17 protein-coding genes are annotated in these 19,457 nt (G+C 39.7%); 8 read left to right on the top strand and 9 right to left on the bottom strand.

From position 1 onward, the window contains the following. The first annotated feature begins 61 nt into the window (after positions 1-61). The 4 genes from THC_RS04890 (at position 62) to THC_RS04875 (ending at position 5,842) form a co-directional block, all read left to right on the top strand. Positions 62-2,152 carry an MFS transporter gene (locus tag THC_RS04890; protein ID WP_068514161.1) on the top strand — a complete coding sequence of 697 codons (2,091 nt, stop codon included), beginning with the start codon at positions 62-64 and terminating at the stop codon, positions 2,150-2,152. Positions 2,153-2,437: 285 nt separating this feature from the next. After that, positions 2,438-3,118, top strand: a complete 681-nt coding sequence (locus THC_RS04885) for a hypothetical protein (RefSeq protein ID WP_068514157.1) — start codon at positions 2,438-2,440, stop codon at positions 3,116-3,118. A 12-nt stretch (positions 3,119-3,130) separates the two neighbouring features. Next, positions 3,131-3,856 (top strand): 1-(5-phosphoribosyl)-5-[(5-phosphoribosylamino)methylideneamino]imidazole-4-carboxamide isomerase, encoded by a 726-nt coding sequence (hisA, locus tag THC_RS04880; RefSeq protein ID WP_068514154.1) that lies wholly within the window; start codon positions 3,131-3,133, stop codon positions 3,854-3,856. Further along, the gene (locus THC_RS04875; protein WP_068514151.1) at positions 3,857-5,842 is read left to right on the top strand and encodes a ribonuclease catalytic domain-containing protein; all 1,986 of its coding nucleotides are present in this window, start codon (positions 3,857-3,859) and stop codon (positions 5,840-5,842) included. It abuts the gene before it with no gap. Here THC_RS04875 and THC_RS04870 read toward each other — a convergent pair. From THC_RS04870 to THC_RS04845, 6 genes are all read right to left on the bottom strand, one after another. Further along, the gene (locus THC_RS04870) at positions 5,781-6,767 is read right to left on the bottom strand and encodes a GGDEF domain-containing response regulator (protein ID WP_068514148.1); all 987 of its coding nucleotides are present in this window, start codon (positions 6,765-6,767) and stop codon (positions 5,781-5,783) included. The genes THC_RS04875 and THC_RS04870 overlap by 62 nt on opposite strands. Then, positions 6,758-7,963 carry an inositol monophosphatase family protein gene (locus THC_RS09510; RefSeq protein WP_193392855.1) on the bottom strand — a complete coding sequence of 402 codons (1,206 nt, stop codon included), beginning with the start codon at positions 7,961-7,963 and terminating at the stop codon, positions 6,758-6,760. The genes THC_RS04870 and THC_RS09510 overlap by 10 nt, the downstream gene beginning before the upstream one ends. Positions 7,964-8,201: 238 nt before the next feature. After that, positions 8,202-9,227, bottom strand: coding sequence for a cytochrome d ubiquinol oxidase subunit II (gene cydB, locus THC_RS04860; RefSeq protein ID WP_082706292.1), 1,026 nt, complete (start codon positions 9,225-9,227; stop codon positions 8,202-8,204). A 13-nt stretch (positions 9,228-9,240) separates the two neighbouring features. Then, entirely contained in the window at positions 9,241-10,581 is a 1,341-nt protein-coding gene (locus THC_RS04855) for a cytochrome ubiquinol oxidase subunit I (protein ID WP_068514147.1), read from the bottom strand. Between the two features lie 110 nt (positions 10,582-10,691). Continuing rightward, complete coding sequence (locus tag THC_RS04850) at positions 10,692-11,078, bottom strand: hypothetical protein (RefSeq protein ID WP_068514146.1); 387 nt, start codon at positions 11,076-11,078, stop codon at positions 10,692-10,694. 36 nt (positions 11,079-11,114) lie between these two features. After that, positions 11,115-12,380 (bottom strand): hypothetical protein, encoded by a 1,266-nt coding sequence (locus THC_RS04845; protein WP_068514144.1) that lies wholly within the window; start codon positions 12,378-12,380, stop codon positions 11,115-11,117. Between the two features lie 44 nt (positions 12,381-12,424). Between THC_RS04845 and THC_RS04840 the strand changes: the two genes are divergently transcribed. The 4 genes from THC_RS04840 to THC_RS04830 all read left to right on the top strand — a co-directional run bounded on the left by THC_RS04840 (position 12,425) and on the right by THC_RS04830 (position 16,820). Next, positions 12,425-14,014 carry a radical SAM protein gene (locus THC_RS04840; RefSeq protein ID WP_068514140.1) on the top strand — a complete coding sequence of 530 codons (1,590 nt, stop codon included), beginning with the start codon at positions 12,425-12,427 and terminating at the stop codon, positions 14,012-14,014. Positions 14,015-14,658: 644 nt separating this feature from the next. Beyond that, positions 14,659-16,209 carry a PD-(D/E)XK nuclease domain-containing ATP-binding protein gene (locus THC_RS04835; protein ID WP_068514136.1) on the top strand — a complete coding sequence of 517 codons (1,551 nt, stop codon included), beginning with the start codon at positions 14,659-14,661 and terminating at the stop codon, positions 16,207-16,209. Positions 16,210-16,222: 13 nt separating this feature from the next. After that, positions 16,223-16,369, top strand: coding sequence for a hypothetical protein (locus THC_RS09395; RefSeq protein WP_153303644.1), 147 nt, complete (start codon positions 16,223-16,225; stop codon positions 16,367-16,369). A gap of 22 nt (positions 16,370-16,391) precedes the next feature. Next, entirely contained in the window at positions 16,392-16,820 is a 429-nt protein-coding gene (locus tag THC_RS04830; protein WP_068514133.1) for a single-stranded DNA-binding protein, read from the top strand. Positions 16,821-16,828: 8 nt separating this feature from the next. Here the strand turns inward: THC_RS04830 and hemA are convergent, their stop codons facing one another. Genes hemA through THC_RS04815 form a run of 3 tightly spaced genes read right to left on the bottom strand, consistent with a single transcriptional unit; the run spans position 16,829 to position 19,447 of the window. Next, the gene (gene hemA, locus THC_RS04825) at positions 16,829-18,202 is read right to left on the bottom strand and encodes a glutamyl-tRNA reductase (protein WP_068514131.1); all 1,374 of its coding nucleotides are present in this window, start codon (positions 18,200-18,202) and stop codon (positions 16,829-16,831) included. Then, a complete protein-coding gene (locus THC_RS04820) occupies positions 18,192-19,016 on the bottom strand; it encodes a cytochrome C assembly family protein (RefSeq protein WP_068514127.1) in 825 nt (274 codons plus the stop codon). The genes hemA and THC_RS04820 overlap by 11 nt, the downstream gene beginning before the upstream one ends. Before the next feature lie 14 nt (positions 19,017-19,030). Further along, complete coding sequence (locus THC_RS04815; protein ID WP_068514124.1) at positions 19,031-19,447, bottom strand: universal stress protein; 417 nt, start codon at positions 19,445-19,447, stop codon at positions 19,031-19,033. Between the last annotated feature and the right edge of the window lie 10 nt (positions 19,448-19,457).

Genomic DNA, 19,457 nt, shown 5'->3' with positions numbered 1-19,457 from the left:
TATTTTAACTTTTTAGTTTTTATGTTATAGAGTTGATAATAATTTAAATGGGAGGTGGCTTATGGAACAAGAGCGCGTTCAGTTTAAAGAGGTTTTGCCTGTTGCCATTGTCTCTTGGACAGGCGCTTTGCTTGAATGGCTGGATTTTTATGTCTATGCCATTCTTGCTAAAACCCTTGCCAAAGTTTATTTTCCCAGTCATGACCCTTTGGCAAGTTTATTGGCTTCCTTTGCAGCTTTAGCTATAGGTTTTTTATTTAGACCCGTTGGTGCTCTTATGTTTGGTAAGATCGGAGACCAGTATGGTAGAAAAATTGCCTTTTTAACAGCTATCTCCATGATGATGGTTGGGACTATTGGGATTGCTCTTTTGCCAGGTTATGAAACCTTGGGAATTTTTGCCTCTATTGGAGTTTTTATTCTTAGAATTATTCAGGGGCTTGCCTTAGGAGGTGGATATGGAGCTGCTATTACCTACCTCGGGGAATTTACACCGGATCACAGAAGAGGGCTCATCACAGGCTTTCTTTTTACAACTCCTGCCTTTGGTATGGCACTTGCTGCAAATATTGCTTCAGCCCTTCAGGGTTATTTTGGAACAGAGGCTTTTGAGGCTACAGGGTGGAGATGGTGCTTTGTAATTGCCGGTGTAGTAGTTTTTGTCGTAGCCCTCATTATTCACTATCTTTATAAAGAGACCCCGGTTTTTACAGCTCTTAAGCAGATTAGAAGGGTTACCAGTGCCCCAATTAAAGAACTTTTCACTAATAAACACTACCTCTGGCTCTTTATTCTTGCCTGGATTGGTGTGATTGGAGCCCATGGTCCTATCTGGTATACTAACCAACTTTATGTTAGCTTTTATTTAGGAGATTTAGGAGTAGATAAAAAATTAACCAAAGATTTGTTAGCTTATGCAACCTATGTGGTGCTCTGGACTTATCTTTTCTTTGGATGGGTCTCAGATAAAATTGGAAGAAAGCCCATCCTTCTCCTTGGGATCTATGGTAATGCCCTAATTTTCCCCCTGACTTTTTATTTGATGCAGGGTTATGCCAATCCTCCTGATAAAACCATGCTCTTTTTATTGGTTGCTGCAGGCACATTTATGAATGGTATCGGTTATAGTGGAGCCATGTCAGCTATGCTTCTTGAGCTATTTCCTGCTAAGGTTAGAACAACTGCTATTGGATTTACTTATAACATGGGGTATGGAGTCTTTGGCGGTTTGACCCCCTTTATGATTACCCTTCTTTTAAAAATAACTGGAAATCATTATCTATCTGTAATTATTTGGGCAACTATAATTCCTATGATAATGGGGCTCCTTTATCTCTTTAAAGGCTGGGAGACTAAAGGAGAAAGACTCTGGGAAGAGCTTTCAGCTGGAAAGTTTGCTCATAAGGCCCTTATCTTAGCTGGAACTATGAGTATTGGTGAGGCTATGAAAAGACTTCAGATTGAAGGTCAGAGAATAGCGATTGTCACTGATAATGGAACTGAAACAGGAAGATACCTTGGTATTGTTGAAGAAAGATCTCTTCTTAAGGCCCTCGTTACCGGAGCAACAATTAACACCCCACTTAAAGAGGTTGTAGTTGATGTAGATGAAGTCTATGCTTCCGCAAGAATAATTGATGCTATTGTTCTAATTCAGCAGTATGGAGTTAAGGGTATTGCAGTTGTGGATCAAAATAAGAGAATCGTCGGATATATTGACCCCCGTTATGTCTTTAATGAGGTTGCCCTTATCTCAGCCGGAGTTAAAAAGCCCTTTACAGAGCGCATTCGCGTTGAAGAGTTTATGACTCCTGCTATTACTGTGAAAGATAATACACCTATAATTGAGGTTACTAAACTAATGGTGGAGAAAAATGTAGGTTTTATCCCGGTTGTTAATGCAGATACTGGTAAATTATCCGGGGTTATTTCAGAAAAGGATTTGATGGCTATTCTTTGTTGTGAGGAAGGAAATAGGAATAAACCAGTTATAGAGTTTATGATTAAAAATGTCGTTACTGTCACTCCTGAGAGCAGTTTGAAAGAGGCTCTGGAAAAATTTATTGATAACAAGATAAGACACCTTCCTGTTGTAAGAGATCAGAGAGTAGTAGGTGTTATTTCTGTAAAGGATGCATTAAAGCTTGTCTAAAGGAGGATTGGGGGGCGTAAGCCCCCCTGTATAAATATTGTGAATCCCCACATTGAACTTATGCGTTTTTTTATCCCTTTTGTAGGGGCTCTTTTATAGGAGCAAACTTAAGTGTTTGTCCATTATGTATTTCTTTGCATCATTTGGAGTGCATAAGTTCATATCCTAACACAGATTTTTGTCCTTTCTTTCAAGAGGGGAAAAGGTATGGAAAAAGCCTCATTAAGTCTCAAAAGATATGGACTTATACACAATACTTGTAATCTTTATTTTTGCAGGTAAAGTATGTTAAAAAAAAGATGGGTGAAAGAGATGAAAAGAGCTATTTATTCCTTTTTATTAGGGATTATTTTTTCATTTCTTTTGGGGTGTGCTCCAGCAGAAAGGCCTCAGACCCTCCCCCCCACTCTTTCTAAGACCTTAAAAACGATTGTGGTTTTGCCCTTTGATTATTATTGCCCTACGGAGACTCCTATTCCCTTTTATTGTCCTGTGACTGGGATTGTGCCCGGGGAGATTGAACCCTCTGCCAGAGAGGTGATGAATGAACTCTTAAAAGTTGCTTTAATCCCTTTACAGGATAGATACACTTTTATATTTCTCTCACAGAATGAATATGAAACTCTCCTTGAGGAGGGCTTAAGTCTTGCTAAAACCTCCGAAGCCCTGGTGAGATATATTACTCAGAAAACAGAGGCACAGGGGCTACTTTATGGAAAAATTTTTAGATTCAAACAAAGAAAGGGTAGTAGCTGGAGTGTTGATACCCCTGCTTCAGTCTCCTTTACCCTTGTGCTCTATGAAGGGGAAACAGGAAGAATACTCTGGCAGAGAACCTTTGATGAAACCCAAAAACCCTTGAGCGAAAATATTCTCAACCTCCCCCTTTATGGTAAAATCAAGTGGTTGACAGCAGAGGAGCTGGCAGAAAGAGGCCTTAAAAATATCCTGAAGACCTTTCCTTAAGGGATAGCATTTATGCTTTTTATCCCAGCTATTGATTTGAGAGAGGGCAAAGTAGTAAGACTCTTTCAGGGCGACTATGAAAAAACCAAGGTTTATGGCGAGAATCCTTTAGAATATGCCCTTTTCTTTGAAAGAGAAGGAGCCAAAAGATTACACATTATTGACCTTGATGGAGCAAAAGTAGGTAAACCTCTTCACATGCCCCTTATTAAGGAGATAGCTAAAAACCTGAACATTCCTGTTCAAGTAGGAGGAGGGATCCGGGATAAAGAAAATATTTCTTCCTATTTGGAAGACAAGGTCTCACAGGTTATTTTGGGCACCAAGGCCCTTGAGTCAAGAGAGTTTCTTAAAGAGGTATGTGTAGCCTTCCCTGAGAGACTTATAGTTAGTGTGGATGTGAGGGGAGAAAGGGTAGCTCTATCTGGTTGGCTTAACTTAAGTGAAGTGGGATATCTTGATTTTCTTGAAGAATTAAATAGTTTCCCCCTCTTTGCAGTTATATTAACTTTGATTGAGAGGGATGGAACAGGTAAGGGAGTTGAGCTTGAGCGTCTGGAGAAGGCCCTTACCATTACTAAGCATAAGTTGATTTTAGCCGGGGGAGTAACGACTACAGAGGATATTGCCAAGCTTAAACCCTTTGAGAAAAAAGGTCTATATGGAGTTATAAGTGGTAGGGCCCTCTATGAGGGAACTCTCAATCTAAGAGAGGCCCTAAAAATTGCTGAATCTTAAATGTCTCCTGAGAATCTTCTTTATCACTTAGTGGATCTCTTTTATAAGGATAAAAAAGTAGTTGCCTTTGTTAAGGATATAAAGGGTAAGAGACTGCACCTTCTTTTTCCCACAGGAAGGGAAGAGCTGGTAAGTGCACAAGCAGTGGTAAGTATTGGTAAACAAAAAGTTAATCCAGATAATCTTATTTTTCTTCAGAATTTACTTAAGGAAAAACAGGATAAAAGAGAAAAATTAAAGGAGAATTTTAACTTAAGAGAACTTTGGGAGATTGTTACAGAGGAGATGGATAAAGGATCCGCCTGGGAGCTTGTGGAGCTCTATCTTGCCAGAATTCCTGATTGTGATGAGGTAGCTGCTTTTATGCGTAAGGCCCTTGAAGATAAGCTTTATTTTGCCTTGGAAGCTCCAGATATCTTAAAGATAAGAAAAAGAGAAGAGGTAAAGGCCTTACAGCTTCAGAGGGAAAGGGAGTATGAAAGGCTTAAAATCTTAAACGAAGGAGAGATGTTTCTTTCAGCTTTAATGAGTGGAAAACAAAGTCCTTTATCTAAGGACAGGGAATCTTTCTGGCAGAGGGCTTTAAAAGAGTTTGTGCTTAAAGAAGGGACAACTGAAATGGGAAGGCTTGCTGAGGAGGTTTTGAAAAAACATCAACTAAACGATCCTCTTAAGATTGTGGATTTACTTTCCCGGGCTTGCCTTATTGAAAGGGACTGGTTTTTTGAACTTGAAAAATTAAACTTTCCAACAGAATTCAAAAAAGAAGAACTTGAGGAAGCAGAAAAAATCCAAACTTTACAAAGATCCTCTTCTTTAAAAGACCTTACAGGGCTTTTTACTTTTACCATAGATGCTCCGGATACCGAGGACTTTGATGATGCTCTGAGTGTGGAAGAAAAAGGGGAACACTTGGTGCTTTATGTTCATATTGCAGAGGTTGCCAGTTATATAAGACCGGGCTCAACTCTTTGGGAAGGGGCTTTGGAGAGGGCTTCCACCCTTTATCTTCCTGAAGGAGTCCTTCCAATGCTTCCATTTTCTCTTTCCCATGAAAAATTTAGTCTGAAAAAGAATGAACCAAGACCTGCCTTAACTTTCAAGTTTGAAATAGATTCAGCTAATCAAGTGTGTTCCTTTGAGATAATTCCATCCCTCATTCAGGTAAAAGAAAGATATACCTATACAGAGGTAGATAACCTTCTTTTAAAGGGAGACCTTTTTTTTAAGAGACTTTATGCCTTGCTAATCAAACAAAAAGAGATTCGCTATGAAAAAGGGGCCTTTGCAGTGATCTTGCCAGAGATTCAGGTAAGAGTTTTGCCTGATGGTGAAATAACTGTTCAGAAGATAGAGATGACGCCTTCCAGGGATCTTGTTGCCGAGGCCATGATCCTCACCAATTATTATTCCGCAAAATTTATGGCAGAAAGAGAAATCCCGGTGCTTTACAGAACTCAAAAAGAGCCCTTTCAGGCTATTGAGGAGCGCTTTGACTCCCTTTATCATCAAATTTTACAGCTTAAATTCATGGCCAAATCTGAGCTTTCCATCGAACCTGGATATCACTCAGGCCTTGGCCTGCCCTATTATACGACCCTTACTTCACCTATCCGCAGATTTCTGGATCTTCTCGCTCAATACCAACTTGAGGCCTATTTAAAAGGTGAGAAGTTCCTTTCCAAGGAGGACCTTTTAAAGATTCTACCAGATTTACAGAGTAATCTCCAGAGGGCTAACTATCTTCAGAATAGAAGAAAGAAATATTTCCTGCTCAAATATTTGCAAAAATACCATTCTCAAGATACCCTTAGAGGGATTCTCCTTGAGGTTCAAGCCAGAAAGGCAAGGGTCTATCTACCTGATTATAATTTAACAGGAGAGGTCCTAAGTTTAAAAAATAATCTTCACGCAGGGATGGAGGTTATTGTAAAACCTGAAAAGATAAAACCCCTTCAGGAGGTCCTGCGTTTGAGGATAGTTTAAGGGTCTCTTCATCTACCACAAAGGTGTTACCCTCTCTTTTTTTGGCTTTATACATAGCTGAATCTGCACGATTGATTAAATCAGAAACACTTGCTTCAAGACTTCCCCGGTCAATAAGCTCTGCAACGCCAATTGAGAGGGTAACAGGTTCAAAGGGAAGGCGCCTCCATTTCTTAAAGATCCTCTCTATAACCTTAAGAGATTGTTTCCAATCTGTATAGGGCAGGATTACTACAAATTCGTCTCCACCATATCTACAAACCTTGTCAACTTTAAGCCGTGTACTATGGCAGATAACATCCCCCACTACTATTAAGACCTTATCCCCTGCTTTGTGCCCAAGATGATCATTATACCATTTGAATTTGTCAAGGTCTATCATAAAAAGGGTTAAGGGAAATTTTTGTCTAAGGGCCCTGTAAGCCTCTTCACGAATTGTTATCTCAAAATATCTACGGTTATAAACACCGGTTAAGGCATCTTCAACGATTGTCTTTTCAATCTTTTTAGTGAGGTAATATTCCTTAAGTAGCCTCCAGAGCCTTGCTCTAAACTCACCAAGAGAAAAGGGTTTAAAAATAACCTCATCTGCCCCAGCCATAAATAATGAGGAAATATCAAGATTTTTATGATAATCTACCATAGCATATACCAAAAGATCCTTTTTAAACTCTTTGACCTTTTCAATTACAGAGAGTTCCTCCTCAATACCTGCTTCAATCGCCATAATTAAGATTTGAAAGGTGTTTTCTGTGAGGTGTGGGAGAATTGTTTTTAAGCTCTGAGTGACCTTGAGATTAACTCCTGAATCCTGCAAAACCTCCTCTAAGAGTTCGGCTATAAAGGGATCAGGTTCATAAAAAAGGATTTTAATTTCCTCTCCCAGGTCCTCTCTTATTTTTTCAATCCATTCTTTTAACCCCATTTTTTCCTCTCTATGTAATCCTTTAGGATTTTTGCATGGTCAAAAACAAGCCTTTCCCAGGGAATTGAATCCTTAGAGTAAGCCTTAGCCTCTAAGGCATCATCTTTACCTTGTAGATCCCCATACCCATCAGCTATAAAGACTGTGGATATGGTATGAAAACGAGGATCTCTATTGGGATCAGAATAACATCCAAGAAGATTTTTTAATTTGATTTGGAGATTGGTTTCCTCTTTAGCCTCTCTAAGAGCGGCCTCTTCCAGAGTTTCTCCATATTCTACGAAACCCCCTGGAAGGGCAAGACCAAGGGGTGGATTTCTTCTCTCAATTAATACTATGCCCCCTTGATACTCAATTATAATATCTACTGCTGGAAGGGGATTTCTGAAGGGTTTGAAGGTTTCAGGATGTTTATTTTTTAAAAGTTCAATCATTTCATCATGAATAAGTCCATTGGAGGCTACTATTGTGTTTTTAAAGGGATGATAAGATTCCCCGAGATAGGTTGTAACTTTGCCACCGGCTTCCTCAACCATAAGTAAGCCAGCTGCGGTATCCCAGGGCTTTAAATAGGCCTCATAAAACCCATCATACCTTCCTGCAGAGACATAGGCCAGATCAAGGGCAGCTGCTCCAAAACGCCTCACCCCCCGAGTTCGCACCATAAAATCCTCAAAGGGAATAAGGAAATGTTTGGGTTTTTCCATAATCTTTGAGACAGGAAAACCTGTAGCCAGAAGACAATTTATAAGGGGCTCCCTTTGAGAAACCCTGATGGCCTTCCCGTTCAAAAAGGCACCTTTGCCTTTTTCAGCCCAGAAGAGCTCTTCTGTTATTGGATTGTAAATCACTCCCAATTGGGGGGAATAATCTCTCATCAAGGCAAGAGAGATGGCAAACCAGGGGAGACCATGAGCAAAATTTGTGGTTCCATCCAAGGGGTCAAGAAGAAAATAGTCTCCCTCTGGGGAAAACTTTTTTATATCTGAAGATTCCTCTGCCATTACCGGAAAATCAGGAAAATCTTTTTTAAGAGCTTCCTTAAGAAAGGCCTCTACCTCAAGGTCAGCAGTAGTTACCAGGTCTATTTTACCCTTATGATTGATCTCAAAGCTTCCTGCATAATATTTCTTTAAAATCTCTCCGGCTTGCACAATTTTTTCAAATATTAATTCTAATCTTTTATTTTTTTGCATTTTTAAAAAGCATTTTGGGTAGAATATGTTAAAATAAAACATAATTTTGAAAAATTGCAAATTTTTTGTTTCACAGGATTTTGAAAAATCCTTCCACTTTAAAGGACATGTCCCAAGTAAAAAGATATTTATAAAAAATTTTATTTAAAGAGCATATGCGAGTCAAGGTGAATTTTTGAATAAAAAAAGGAAGCCCCGAAGGGCTTCCAGAGAAATACCCCAGGAGGGGGGCAGGGGATTAGTAGGAGATATCTTCCTTGGTTATTTTGTAGGAGAAGGTCTTGTAAGCCCAGAAAGTATAAGCAAGAACAATGGGAACAAAGAGAATAGCAACAGTTGTCATTATCTTTAGAGTAAGAGGACTTGAGGAGCTATTAACAAGGGTAAGACTATAGGCTGGATTAATGGAAGAGGGAAGGATGTTGGGGAAAAGGCCTGCAACTCCCCAGGCGGTAAAAAGCACTATGGTAAGAGCTGAAAAGGCCCAGGCTTTAAAGTAGGCCCCTTTATTCAGAAATACAGGGACCATGAGATAACAGAGGGCAGCTAAAAGGGGAAAGGCAATGAGAAGTGGGGCTTTTAAAAAGTTAGCCCACATATTAGTTACAGCAAAAGATATAATCCAAAAGAGAATTACCAAAAGAAGGGTTACAACCCAGGTTTTTTTGGCAAGATTGGCAGCCCTTTCACTAAAAGGTGAAGGAGCTTTAAAGGCTACCCAGAGAGCTCCATGGGTTGCAAAGCAAAATACAAAGAGAAGTCCACCCAAAAGTCCATAGGGATTCAAAAGCCCAAATAAATTGGTTTGCAGAAGGCCTTTTTCATCAATGGGAACACCCTTAAAAATGTTGGCAAAGGCAACTCCAAGAAGAAGGGCAGGCAGAAAACTTCCAAGGAAAAAGAGAAAATCCCAGAAGTTTCTCCAGGAAAGGCTTTCATGTTTGTTTCTATATTCTACTGCTACGCCTCTAAGAATTAGAGAAAATAGAAGGAGTAAAAGGGGGGTATAGAGGGCACTGAACATAACTGCATAAGCTGTGGGAAAGGCGGCAAAGGTTGCACCTCCTGCAGTTATAAGCCATACCTCATTTCCATCCCAGAAAGGACCAACTGCCTGATAGACTACCCTTCTTTCCTTTTCGTCTTTTCCAAGAAAGTATAGAAGAGAACCTGCCCCGAGGTCAAAGCCATCAAGGGCAAAATAAACGGCCCAGAGAACTCCCCATAAAACATACCAGATTATTTGAAAAATATTCATTTCCATGGTCTCACCTCCTTTATAGGGTTTCTGTAGCAGGTTTTTCTGAAAGGGCTTCAACTGGCTCTGGCCCTTTTCTGGCATGATGAGCAATCAACCAGAAACAAATAATTCCGAGGATTCCATAAACAATAATAAAAGCAGGAAGGCTAAGACCAACTTGCACTGCTGAAAGGGGTGAAACTGCATCCTTGGTTTTCATAAGGCCATAAACAATCCAGGGCTGTCTTCCTACCTCTGCAAGCATCCATCCTGCTTGAGCTGCAATATAGGGAAGAGGTATATTCCAGATAAGAACTTTAAGAAGTTTTGGACTTGCCTCAGGTTGCCTTCTCTTTAAAAAGGCAAGAATAGAGAGAAGTCCAAAGAGGAATCCAAGGGCAACCATGATGCGGAAACTCCAGAAAGAAAGGGCAACCGGAGGTCTCTCCTCCTTAGGCCATTCTTTAAGTCCTTTTACTTCAGCATTAGGATCGTGGAAGGCAAGAAGACTAAGAACATTGGGGATTTTAAAAAGTTCTACTGAGTTTCTTTCATTTTCTTCATCAGGAATAACCAAGAGACTCCATCCTGCCCCTTTCTCAGTTACCCAATGAGACTCCATAGCAGCAAGTTTGGTAGGCTGTTTTTCTGCCACTTCTGCACCATGAATATGCCCTTCAACAATAAGATAGAGGCTGAAAATCATAGTCCAGATGGCAGCCACCCTGAAACTCTTCTTAAATAGGGAAAGCTCATTTTTTCTAATTAGGTGCCAGGCTGAAACACCAAGAACAAAAAACCCTGAAAGCACATAGGCTGAAGGCACCGTATGTAGAAATTCCCACCAGGCAAAAGAATTGGTTAAAACTGCTGAGAAACTTTCAAGTTCTGCTCTACCCCCTCTTATAACATAGCCTACTGGATGTTGCATCCAACCATTGGCAAGAAGTATCCAAAGAGCAGAGATATTTGAGGCAATAGCTGTAAGCCAGATAGCAAGAGTGTTAACCCTTGGGCTCACTTTACCCCAACCAAACCACCAGACTGCAATAAAAGTTGATTCAAGGAAAAAGGCAAGGGTTGCTTCAATAGCAAGAAGGGAGCCAAAGATGTCTCCAACATACTGAGAGTAAAAACGCCAGTTTGTGCCAAACTGAAACTCAAGGGTAATACCTGTAACTACTCCCAGACCAAAGTTAATGAGAAAAAGCTTACCCCAGAAGCGCGCTGCCCTCTTGTAATCATCATCTCCAGTCTTAAGCCAGAGGGTCTGAAAAATGGCTGTTAAAAAGGAGAGCCCCAGTGTCAGGGGCACAAAAAGAAAATGAAACATAGCTGCTGCAGCAAACTGTAACCTTGAAGCTAATAAGACATCCATAACCCCACCTCCTTTTAATTAAAGTGTTTTAATAAAAATAGCCAAAATAACCTTACATTTAATACTTTACTCAAACTTGAAATTTTGTCAAGAGGGAATTTTTTTAAAAATTAAAGATGAGGAAATTTAGGGCACCTGGTATCTCTCTTCCAGGTCTTAAAGAGCTTATCTTTTTCAGAATGACAATTGAGACAGAGTCCTACTCGCAATATCCTTAAAAGCTCCTCTTCATTAAAGCCCCTCATTTCCGGGCGGTTAAATTTTACTAAGGTCTTACCCTCAGGGGTAACAATCTGGGATAGAGAAATCTTTGGATTTTTGGTTACTGACTTCTCAAGGGCCTCAAAGAAAAGTTTCCCTTTTTGAAAAGAAATTTTTCCATATCCAAGGCCTACGGCTTTGGGATTTTGATGACAGCTCTGGCAGGTTCTTCCCTTTTTTTGAGTGGAATGAGGATCAATCTGAGCCCAGGTAATACTTTCAAAATATTTTTCCACTTTCCCTTTCTTATCCAGAAGGGTAATGAAATCCTGTCACCCAGGAGTTACAGGAACAATTTTATTCCCCTTTACAGCAAGAGGTGGGTCTTCAAGGGTTCTGTAGGATTCGTGTTCTTCCCAGAGGCCTCGAGTTTCTCTGGCTTTAATTTTATCAAAGTGGGTTTCCTTAGGATTGTATCTAACATGACAGCCCATGCACTGGGGCATATATTTAGAATGGCAGGCTGAGCAGGAAAGCCTTGTATGGAGCTTATCCTGACAAATGGAAGCGGGCTTTTTTACAGGAAGAAGCAATTCATCCATCTTTCTTTTTTGAAAGAGCCCTTTTTCAGTATTTACAAGCTGTTGCAGTATCTTTCCCTTTTTAGTTTTTATTTCTGCTAAGTGACAGGTTTCACAGGTAACCTCAATAGCCTCGCTAATATTTTTATAGAAGTTTCCATCTCCCATAGTCTCATCTCGGGTGTGACAGTCTATGCAGTGAAGCCCTGCTTTATAATGGATATCTGGCTCTATCTCTATAAGTTCTCTACCATCAATCCATTTTTTATCAAAGACACCTCCTTGAGGGGTTTCATATAGGCCCTGGTAGGTAAGACCAATTCTTCCACTGCGATTGTGACAGTTCACACACCTGTTGAGATGAATTTTTTTGATCAGCCCGGGATGGAGCTTTTTCTTTTTCAAATCTTCCTTTGAGCCTGTTAAATGGCAGGCTGAACAACCTCCTCCTTTTTCAGCTAAAAAGCCCTCCATTTTTTCTTTCTGTAAATAGAGGTGACAGGATCCACAGAGTTTTCTAAAGTAGTCAAGGGCAAGGCTTTGAGAAAACTCTTTGGGTTCAGTATAAAGGTCTGCTACCTTTAAGACAGGATGAGTTTTTAGGAGGTTTTCTTCTTCAAAGACCTTTATTAAGCGCACAAGTATCCCGTGATTGGTAGCCATAAGAGAGTTTTTCACCTTTTTTACATCTTCTGGGTGACAATTGGCTTGTCCGCAGGTCTTATGCACGACTCTAAGGTCTGAAGGATTTTTAATTAGCCCTGTATGGGCTTCTTTTAACGAGGGGGTTAAGGGGCTTCCAAGGTGACAGCTTGAGCACCCCAATACCTCAACGGCATGGGCCTTTTCTTGAATTTTTTCCTTATGGCATATTAAACATAGCTCAGGCCTTCCAGAGGTTAAATGAGGTATTTCCCCTCTGGGAATCCCCTTTTGAGAGGAAGGTGCTATGATTAAAGTATAGAAAAAGGCTGATAGAATACCAACCAAAAAAAGGAGAAGGATTTTTACCTGCACTTTATTAGTATAACCTAAAAGATTTTTCTAAGGGAGAGGGTGGCTTGAAAAGAGATCTTTTGAAACTGGAGGAAAATTTTTTTAAAAAGAGGTGGAGGGGAAGAGTCCCTATAGCTCTCATTTTTCCAAATAAATACGAACTGGGAATGGCAAATTTAGGGTTCCTGACCCTCTACCAGAGGCTTAATCAGTATGAGGAGCTTGTCTGCGAAAGGGTCTTTTATGAACGAAGTGAAATCAGGTCCATTGAAAGTAACCGACCCTTAAGAGATTTCCCTCTTCTTTTGTTTTCCATACCCTTTGAAGCGGATTATATAAATGTGTTAAGGATCCTTAAAGATGGTGGTATTTCCCTTGAGCCTAAGGAGAGGGCTCAGACCATACTTGCTGGGGGAGTAGCCCTCTGGGCAAATCCAGAGCCTTTAGCCCCCTTTATAGATGGATTTTTGCTGGGAGAATGGGAGGCCTTAGAGGAAAAAATTATTCCTGTCTTTGTTGAAGAGGCCTTTTCAAAGGATAAATTGATACAAGCCCTTTCAAAATTTGAGTTTTTTTATAGTCCTGCACACTTTGAGAAGAAAAGAGTCAGGGTTGAAAAGGTAAAAAGGCCAGAAAATCCCCTTCTATCCACTGTGCTTTCGGATAAGGCTAAGTTCGGGAGATCCTATCTTCTTGAGGTCTCTAAGGGATGCGGTAGGGCCTGTAGATTCTGTTTAGCAGGCTTTATTTATCGCCCTCCCAGAAGATATTCAGTAGAGGCCCTCCTTGAAAAGGTTAAAGAGATTCCAGATTCAGCTAAGGTTGGATTAATAGGGCTTGAATTTGTAGATAAAGAAGAGGTCTTAAAGCTTGGAGAAAGCCTTCTATCTAAAAAGTGTGTTTTAACCTTTTCTTCTCTGAGAATTGATGCTATAAATGAAGAATTTTTGAAGCTTTTAAAAGGGGCTAAAAGTGTTGCCCTTGCCCCTGAAACAGCCTCTCTAAGGTTAAAGAGGGTGATTAATAAGTTTATAGAAGAGGAAGAGATTTATTCGGTCCTTGATAAACTTAAAAGGGCTGGTCTCAAAAAGGTAAAAATTTACTTCATGCTTGGACTTCCCTTTGAGGAAGAAGAAGATATTATTGAGACAGCTAAATTTATTAATAGATTGTTGCAAAGGAAGTTGCCTTTTCATTTTACCTTTACCTTTTCCTTTTTTGTTCCCAAACCTCATACACCTTTCCAGTGGGCTGAATTTAATGGGATTACCAAACTTGAAAGAAAGAGAGATCTTCTTTTAAAGGAGGTTTCAGGTGTAAAAGGAATAAAATTTGAATCTCCTAAGGAGGCATTCCTTCAGGCTCTCCTTGCCAGGGGTTCTGCAGACTTAAAGGAAATTCTTTTAAAAATGGCAGAAGGGGCTCCTTTAAAACAGGCCTTAAGCTTAGTAAAAGACTTAGAGAGGTATCTTTCTCCTCTTCAAAGTATGGAAGAATCTTTCCCCTGGGACATAATAGATATTGGAGTCTCTAAGGACTTTCTCTGGAGGGAGTGGAAAAGGGCTCAGGCTCAAAAGACCACACCCTTCTGCAAAAGGGAGACCTGCAGAGCCTGTTCAGCCTGCAAAAAACTTTATTCAAATTCAGGATTATAAGATCATCTCTTTACAAGAAAACAAGAAAAAGGAAGGTTAGAAAAAGGTAAGAGGTGAACGGTGAGGGGTGAGAGTAGGGGAAGCCTTTGTGTGTCTGCCCAATGATGTAAAGGAACATATAACGGGAAAACACAAAGGTTTGACTCAGGAAAGGATTAATAACATTAAAAGGAAATGCAGCTTTATCTGCCCAAAGAGGTAGATATGAGTTTCAATGCCTCCTTTAATTTTCTAAGGGAAATCATTTTAACCCAAGCAAATTTGCATAAGTTCAGATCCTTACAAGAAAAAGGAAAGGTGCTAAAAGAGGAATTAGATATCTATACAAGGGAGGTAATACAAGTCTGAAAGTAACACAGGCAATCTTGCCTGTGGAGGCAAATTACACTCCCATGTATGAAAGAAACACAGACAAGAATGTCTGTGTTACAACAGACCCACAAAAAATTCAAGGGGTTTAAAATTTTAAACCTCTACTTAAGGAAAGATTTTGCAGATTTTTAATCCTTTCTTTCCGAAGAGGAATGGGTATGTGGAAAGCTTTAATTTGTGTTAGGCCCAAGGAAAAAATCCTATAGAGTCTCAAAAGATATGGACGCATACAAAGCATTGATTTTTAGAAAAAGAGGCCTTAAAATGAAATTATGAAGAAAAATCTTCCCATTGGAATTTCAAGCTTTGTGGAGATTCGCTCAGAACCCTATTATTATGTAGATAAAACTCAATTTGTTGAAAAACTTGTCTCCGAAGGAAAATATTATTTTCTCTCCCGCCCAAGGAGATTTGGAAAATCCCTTTTCGTGGACACCCTGAAACAGGCCTTCCTTGGAAGAAAAGAGCTTTTCCAGGGGCTCTATCTTGAGAAAAACTGGGACTGGAGTGTCAGGTATCCTGTTATACATATTGATTTTGGGGGAGGAGATGTAAGCAGTGCCGAAGAATTAAAAAAATGGATTCTTATCCAGCTTAAGAGATGCCAGAGGACTCTTCAAATAGAATGTGAATATCTTGATGATTACAGAAGCTGTTTTGAGGAATTAATCCTTAAAAGTTATGAGAAGTATAAGCAAAAAGTTGTAGTTCTTGTGGATGAGTATGACAAACCCATTCTTGATTGTATTGAGGATAGAGAGACCGCAAAGGCAGTAAGAGATGTGCTTAAGAATTTTTATAGTGTTCTTAAACCCCTTGATGCTTATTTAAAATTTGTTTTCCTAACGGGGGTTTCCAAATTCTCAAAGGTTTCCCTTTTCTCAGGCCTAAATCAGTTAAATGACATTAGCCTTGATAAAAGATTTGCAGAAATCTGTGGATATACTCAAGAAGAGCTTGAAGAGGTCTTTAGAGAAGAATTAGAAGATAAGGATTTAGAGCTTATAAAATGCTGGTATAATGGTTATTCCTGGCTTGGGGAACCCGTTTACAATCCCTTTGATGTGCTTCTCTATCTTAAGAAAAAAACCTTTCACCCTTACTGGTTTGAAACAGGGACTCCCAGTTTTCTTATAAAGCTTCTTCTTGAGAAGCGTTTTTATCTTCCCGAGCTTGAAAATCTTGTAGCAACAGACTCACTTATTGGGTCATTTGATGTAGATAGAGTTAGGCCTGAGAATCTTCTTTTTCAAGCGGGTTATTTAACTATAAAGAGAATGTTCAGGCTTGCAGATAAGATTCTTTATGAGCTTTCCTATCCGAATAAGGAGGTAAAGTTAGCCTTAAATGAGGTGCTTGCGGAGTATTTTACAGGGGATACAGGGGAAGTTTCTTTAAAGACAAGGGATTTTCTTTTGGCTCTTGAGGAGAATAATTTTGAGAAGATGAAAAAGGCTCTTGAGAGTCTTTATGCAGGGATACCCCATGATTGGTTCAGGAGGAATGAGCTTTTTCGTTATGAGGGGTATTATGCCAGTTGTTTTTATGCCTTTTTATGTGGGTCAGGGCTTGAGGTAATCCCTGAGGATATAACCAATAAGGGGCAGATAGATTTGACAGTGCTATATAGGGAAAGAGTTTATCTTTTTGAGTTCAAGGTGGTTGATGGAGAGGAGGCAGATGCTAAAGCTTTAGTTCAACTTAAGGAGAAGGGGTATCATAAGAAGTATGAGGGGAAGTGTAAGGAGATTTATCTTATAGGGATTGAGATTTCTTCAGGGGAGAGGAATATCAAGGGCTTTTTCTGGGAAAAATTAAATTAAAGTCTTTTTATCTTTGCCTACCTGGTTACTTTTTAGGGAGCTTCCTGGAGGGAACTTTACAAAAATTTTTTTTAATTCAACCTATGTTCCTGAGTTAATTTTAATCCTACCCGTTTATACAGAAAATTTATCATACTACCCTGATAGGTTGAAAATTTAAAAGAGGGGGGTATAGTTTAAATATGGTCAATAAAGTCATTTTAGTGGGAAGACTTGGAGCTGATCCAGAGATTCGTTATACCATGGATGGAAAGCCGGTTGCAGTCTTTAGGGTAGCAACCAATGAGGTCTATGTCAAAAATGGCGAAAAGGAAACAATTACTGAATGGCATAGATTGGTTGCCTTTGGAAGATTAGCTGAAATCTGTGGAGAATATCTCTCTAAGGGTTCAAGGGTTTATATTGAAGGCAAACTTAGAACCAGAAAATTTGAGGATAAACAGGGTCAAACGAGATTTGTAACCGAGGTTTTAGTGCAAACTTTACAAATCCTTGATAGGAGACCCGAAGGAATGGCTCAGGAAACTTCTAAATCCTCTTTTCCCAAGGAGGGACATCACGAGTTTATTGAAGAATTACCACCCCTTGAAGAAGAGGATATCCCCTTCTAAGCTGAAAATTACTGAAGTATTTTTACAGAGGAATCCTCTTTCTGGAGGGAAGCTTCCTCTAAGGTATCTTCAAGAAAAAGTTCTTTTTTAGCGCTCTCTTCTCCCTCATCTAATTGATAGATCTCCCGGATGAGACTTATGGCAAACTTACCCTCTTCGTGATACCCCCTTTTAAGAAAATGAATGGGATAGGAGAGGAGTTTCTGCACGAGGGATTTGGTAAGGATCTCTAAGGCCTCCTTATCTTCTGGGGAAATATTCCGTAACTTTTTTAGAGTTTTTTCCAGTTCCTTCTGGCGTAAGGTTTCTGCCTTTTCAGTAAGCCTTCTCAAAGTTGGATTTATGGCAAGCTCCGAGAGCCATTTTTTGACCTTATGCACCTCTTCCTCAATTATAGTTTTAGCTCTAAGGGCTTCATTTTTGCGGGCCTTCAGGTTTTCCTCTACCACTTCTTTGAGATCATCAATATCAAAGAGATAGACATTTTCAAGTTCATTTACTGCAGGCTCTACATCCCTTGGCACTGCTATATCAATAATAAAAAGAGGTTTAAATTTGCGCGGTTTTAAAAGAGGGGAAAGAAGTTTTTTGGTGATGATAAAACCAGGGGCACCTGTGGAAGAAATTACAATATCTGCTTGAAGGAGAACCTCGGGGAGTTCTTCTAAGGAGGAGGCTTTTCCTTTAAAGCGTTCTGCAAGTTCTATGGCCTTAGAAAGGGTTCTATTAGCAATAAGTATCTCTGTAGCACCTAAGGTTAATAAGTGCTGGCAGGCAAGTTCAGCCATCTCCCCTGCTCCAATTAAAAGCACTTTCTTATCCCGTAGAGAACCAAGCACTTTTTTAGCAAGCTGAGAGGCTGCATAACTAACTGAAACAGCCCCTCCCCCTATACCAGTTTCAGTTCTAACTCTCTTGGCTACAAAAAAGGCCCGATGCATAAGTTTATTCAGGATAAGGCCTGAGGTTTTATAATGGAGAGCAACCCTATAGGCTTCCTTGAGCTGACCAAGGATCTGAGGTTCCCCCAGGACTAAGGAGTCAAGACCGCAGGCTACTTCAAAGAGATGTCTAATAGCGTTTTCATCCTCAAGAAAATAAAAATGGGGCTCAAGATTTTCCAGGGTGAAGCCTGTTTCCTCTTTTAAAAAATTTGAAAAGGCCTCTAAAAGTAAGGGCCTCTGGTCAGGATGATGAACAAAGAAAAATTCAACCCTGTTGCAGGTAGAGAGAAAAAAGGCCTCTTTAAAGGAGGTTGAAAATTTCTGAAATTTCTCTAAGGGATGAATGTGAGCTGAGGTAAAGGAGAGCTTTTCTCTAATCTCCACAGGAGTAGTTTTATGATTAACTCCAATAAGACAGAGCTTGAAATTAGTAACCATAAGTATGAAAGCCTTTAAAGTAAAAATTTACAACGAAAAAGGTAAAAAACCAGAGGAGGCTCCCAAGGATAAACATATAGGCAAGCCTTTTACCTCTCCAGCCAATAAGAATCCTCTGATGGATCATTCCTGCATAGATGAGCCATAAAGATAGGGAGATAACCTCTTTGGCTGACCACCTCCAGTAATCTCCAAGGGCAAGTTCACTCCATAAAGCTCCACTCAGGATTCCGAGAGTGAGGAAAAAAAAGCCGTGATAAAGAGCTTTCTCTGAGATTCTTTCTAAGGAATGTAAAGGAGGAAGCTTTTTAAAAAAGTATCCAAAGTGTTTCCTTTTAAGCTCCTTTTCCTGTAAAAGATACATAAGAGAGGCAATAAATCCGTTGAGTAAAAAGGCATGCGAGAGCAGAGAAGATATTCCATGCAGGGGAAACCAGAGGCTTTTAACATACGGTAAAAAGGGGGTAGCAGGTGCCTTTTTGAGGAAAAAAGAAAGAGCTAAAAATAAAATAGGCAAGGGCAAAAGAAAGGTTCCCAGAGTATAGGCCTTGTCCCGGCCAAAGGAAAAATAAAAATACACTCCTATTAGGGTAAAGGAAAAGAGGCTTAAGACCTCACGAAATGTAAAAAAAGGGGAGATATAGAAGTCTTTAACCAAAATTAACAGGGAAAGGAGATGAAAGGAAAAACCAGTAAGCAAAACCCCTTGTGATAATTTCAGAGCCTTTTTATCTAAGGTCTTGAAATAAAATAAAAAGCCAATCCAGGCAATAAGGTATATTAAAAAGGCAAGTTCAAGAAAAAGAGAACTCATTTAACACTTAGTATTTACTCCTCAGTTACCTTTTTTCTTACAATAAAGACAGAGCAAGGGGCAAAGGATACAACCTTGGCTGCAGTGCTTCCAAGGGTATATCTTAAAATATCAGGCCTTGTGCCCTTAGCACCCATAATCAGGAGATCAGCCTCCTTTTTCTCCACAAACTTTAAAATAGCTTCAGCAACAGAATAATCCTCAAGGAGGACAGTTTCAAATTTAAGGTCTGAAAAGATTTTTTTTGCATCAGATAGTAGCTCTTCAGTTTTAGTTCTAACCTTTTGCACCTCTTCAGGGCTCATATCCTCCCTTTTGGCAGCAATTCCAAGCAGGATTAGTTCTCCATGATTTTCTTTTAGAAATTTTTGTGCCAGTTTGACCCCTTCTTTTGCATCTTCTGAACCATCATAGGCAACAACAATCTTCATAGGGCCCTCC

Source organism: Caldimicrobium thiodismutans, from assembly GCF_001548275.1.
GTDB classification, from domain to species: domain Bacteria; phylum Desulfobacterota; class Thermodesulfobacteria; order Thermodesulfobacteriales; family Thermodesulfobacteriaceae; genus Caldimicrobium; species Caldimicrobium thiodismutans.
This window is presented reverse-complemented; position numbering and strand designations above follow the sequence as displayed.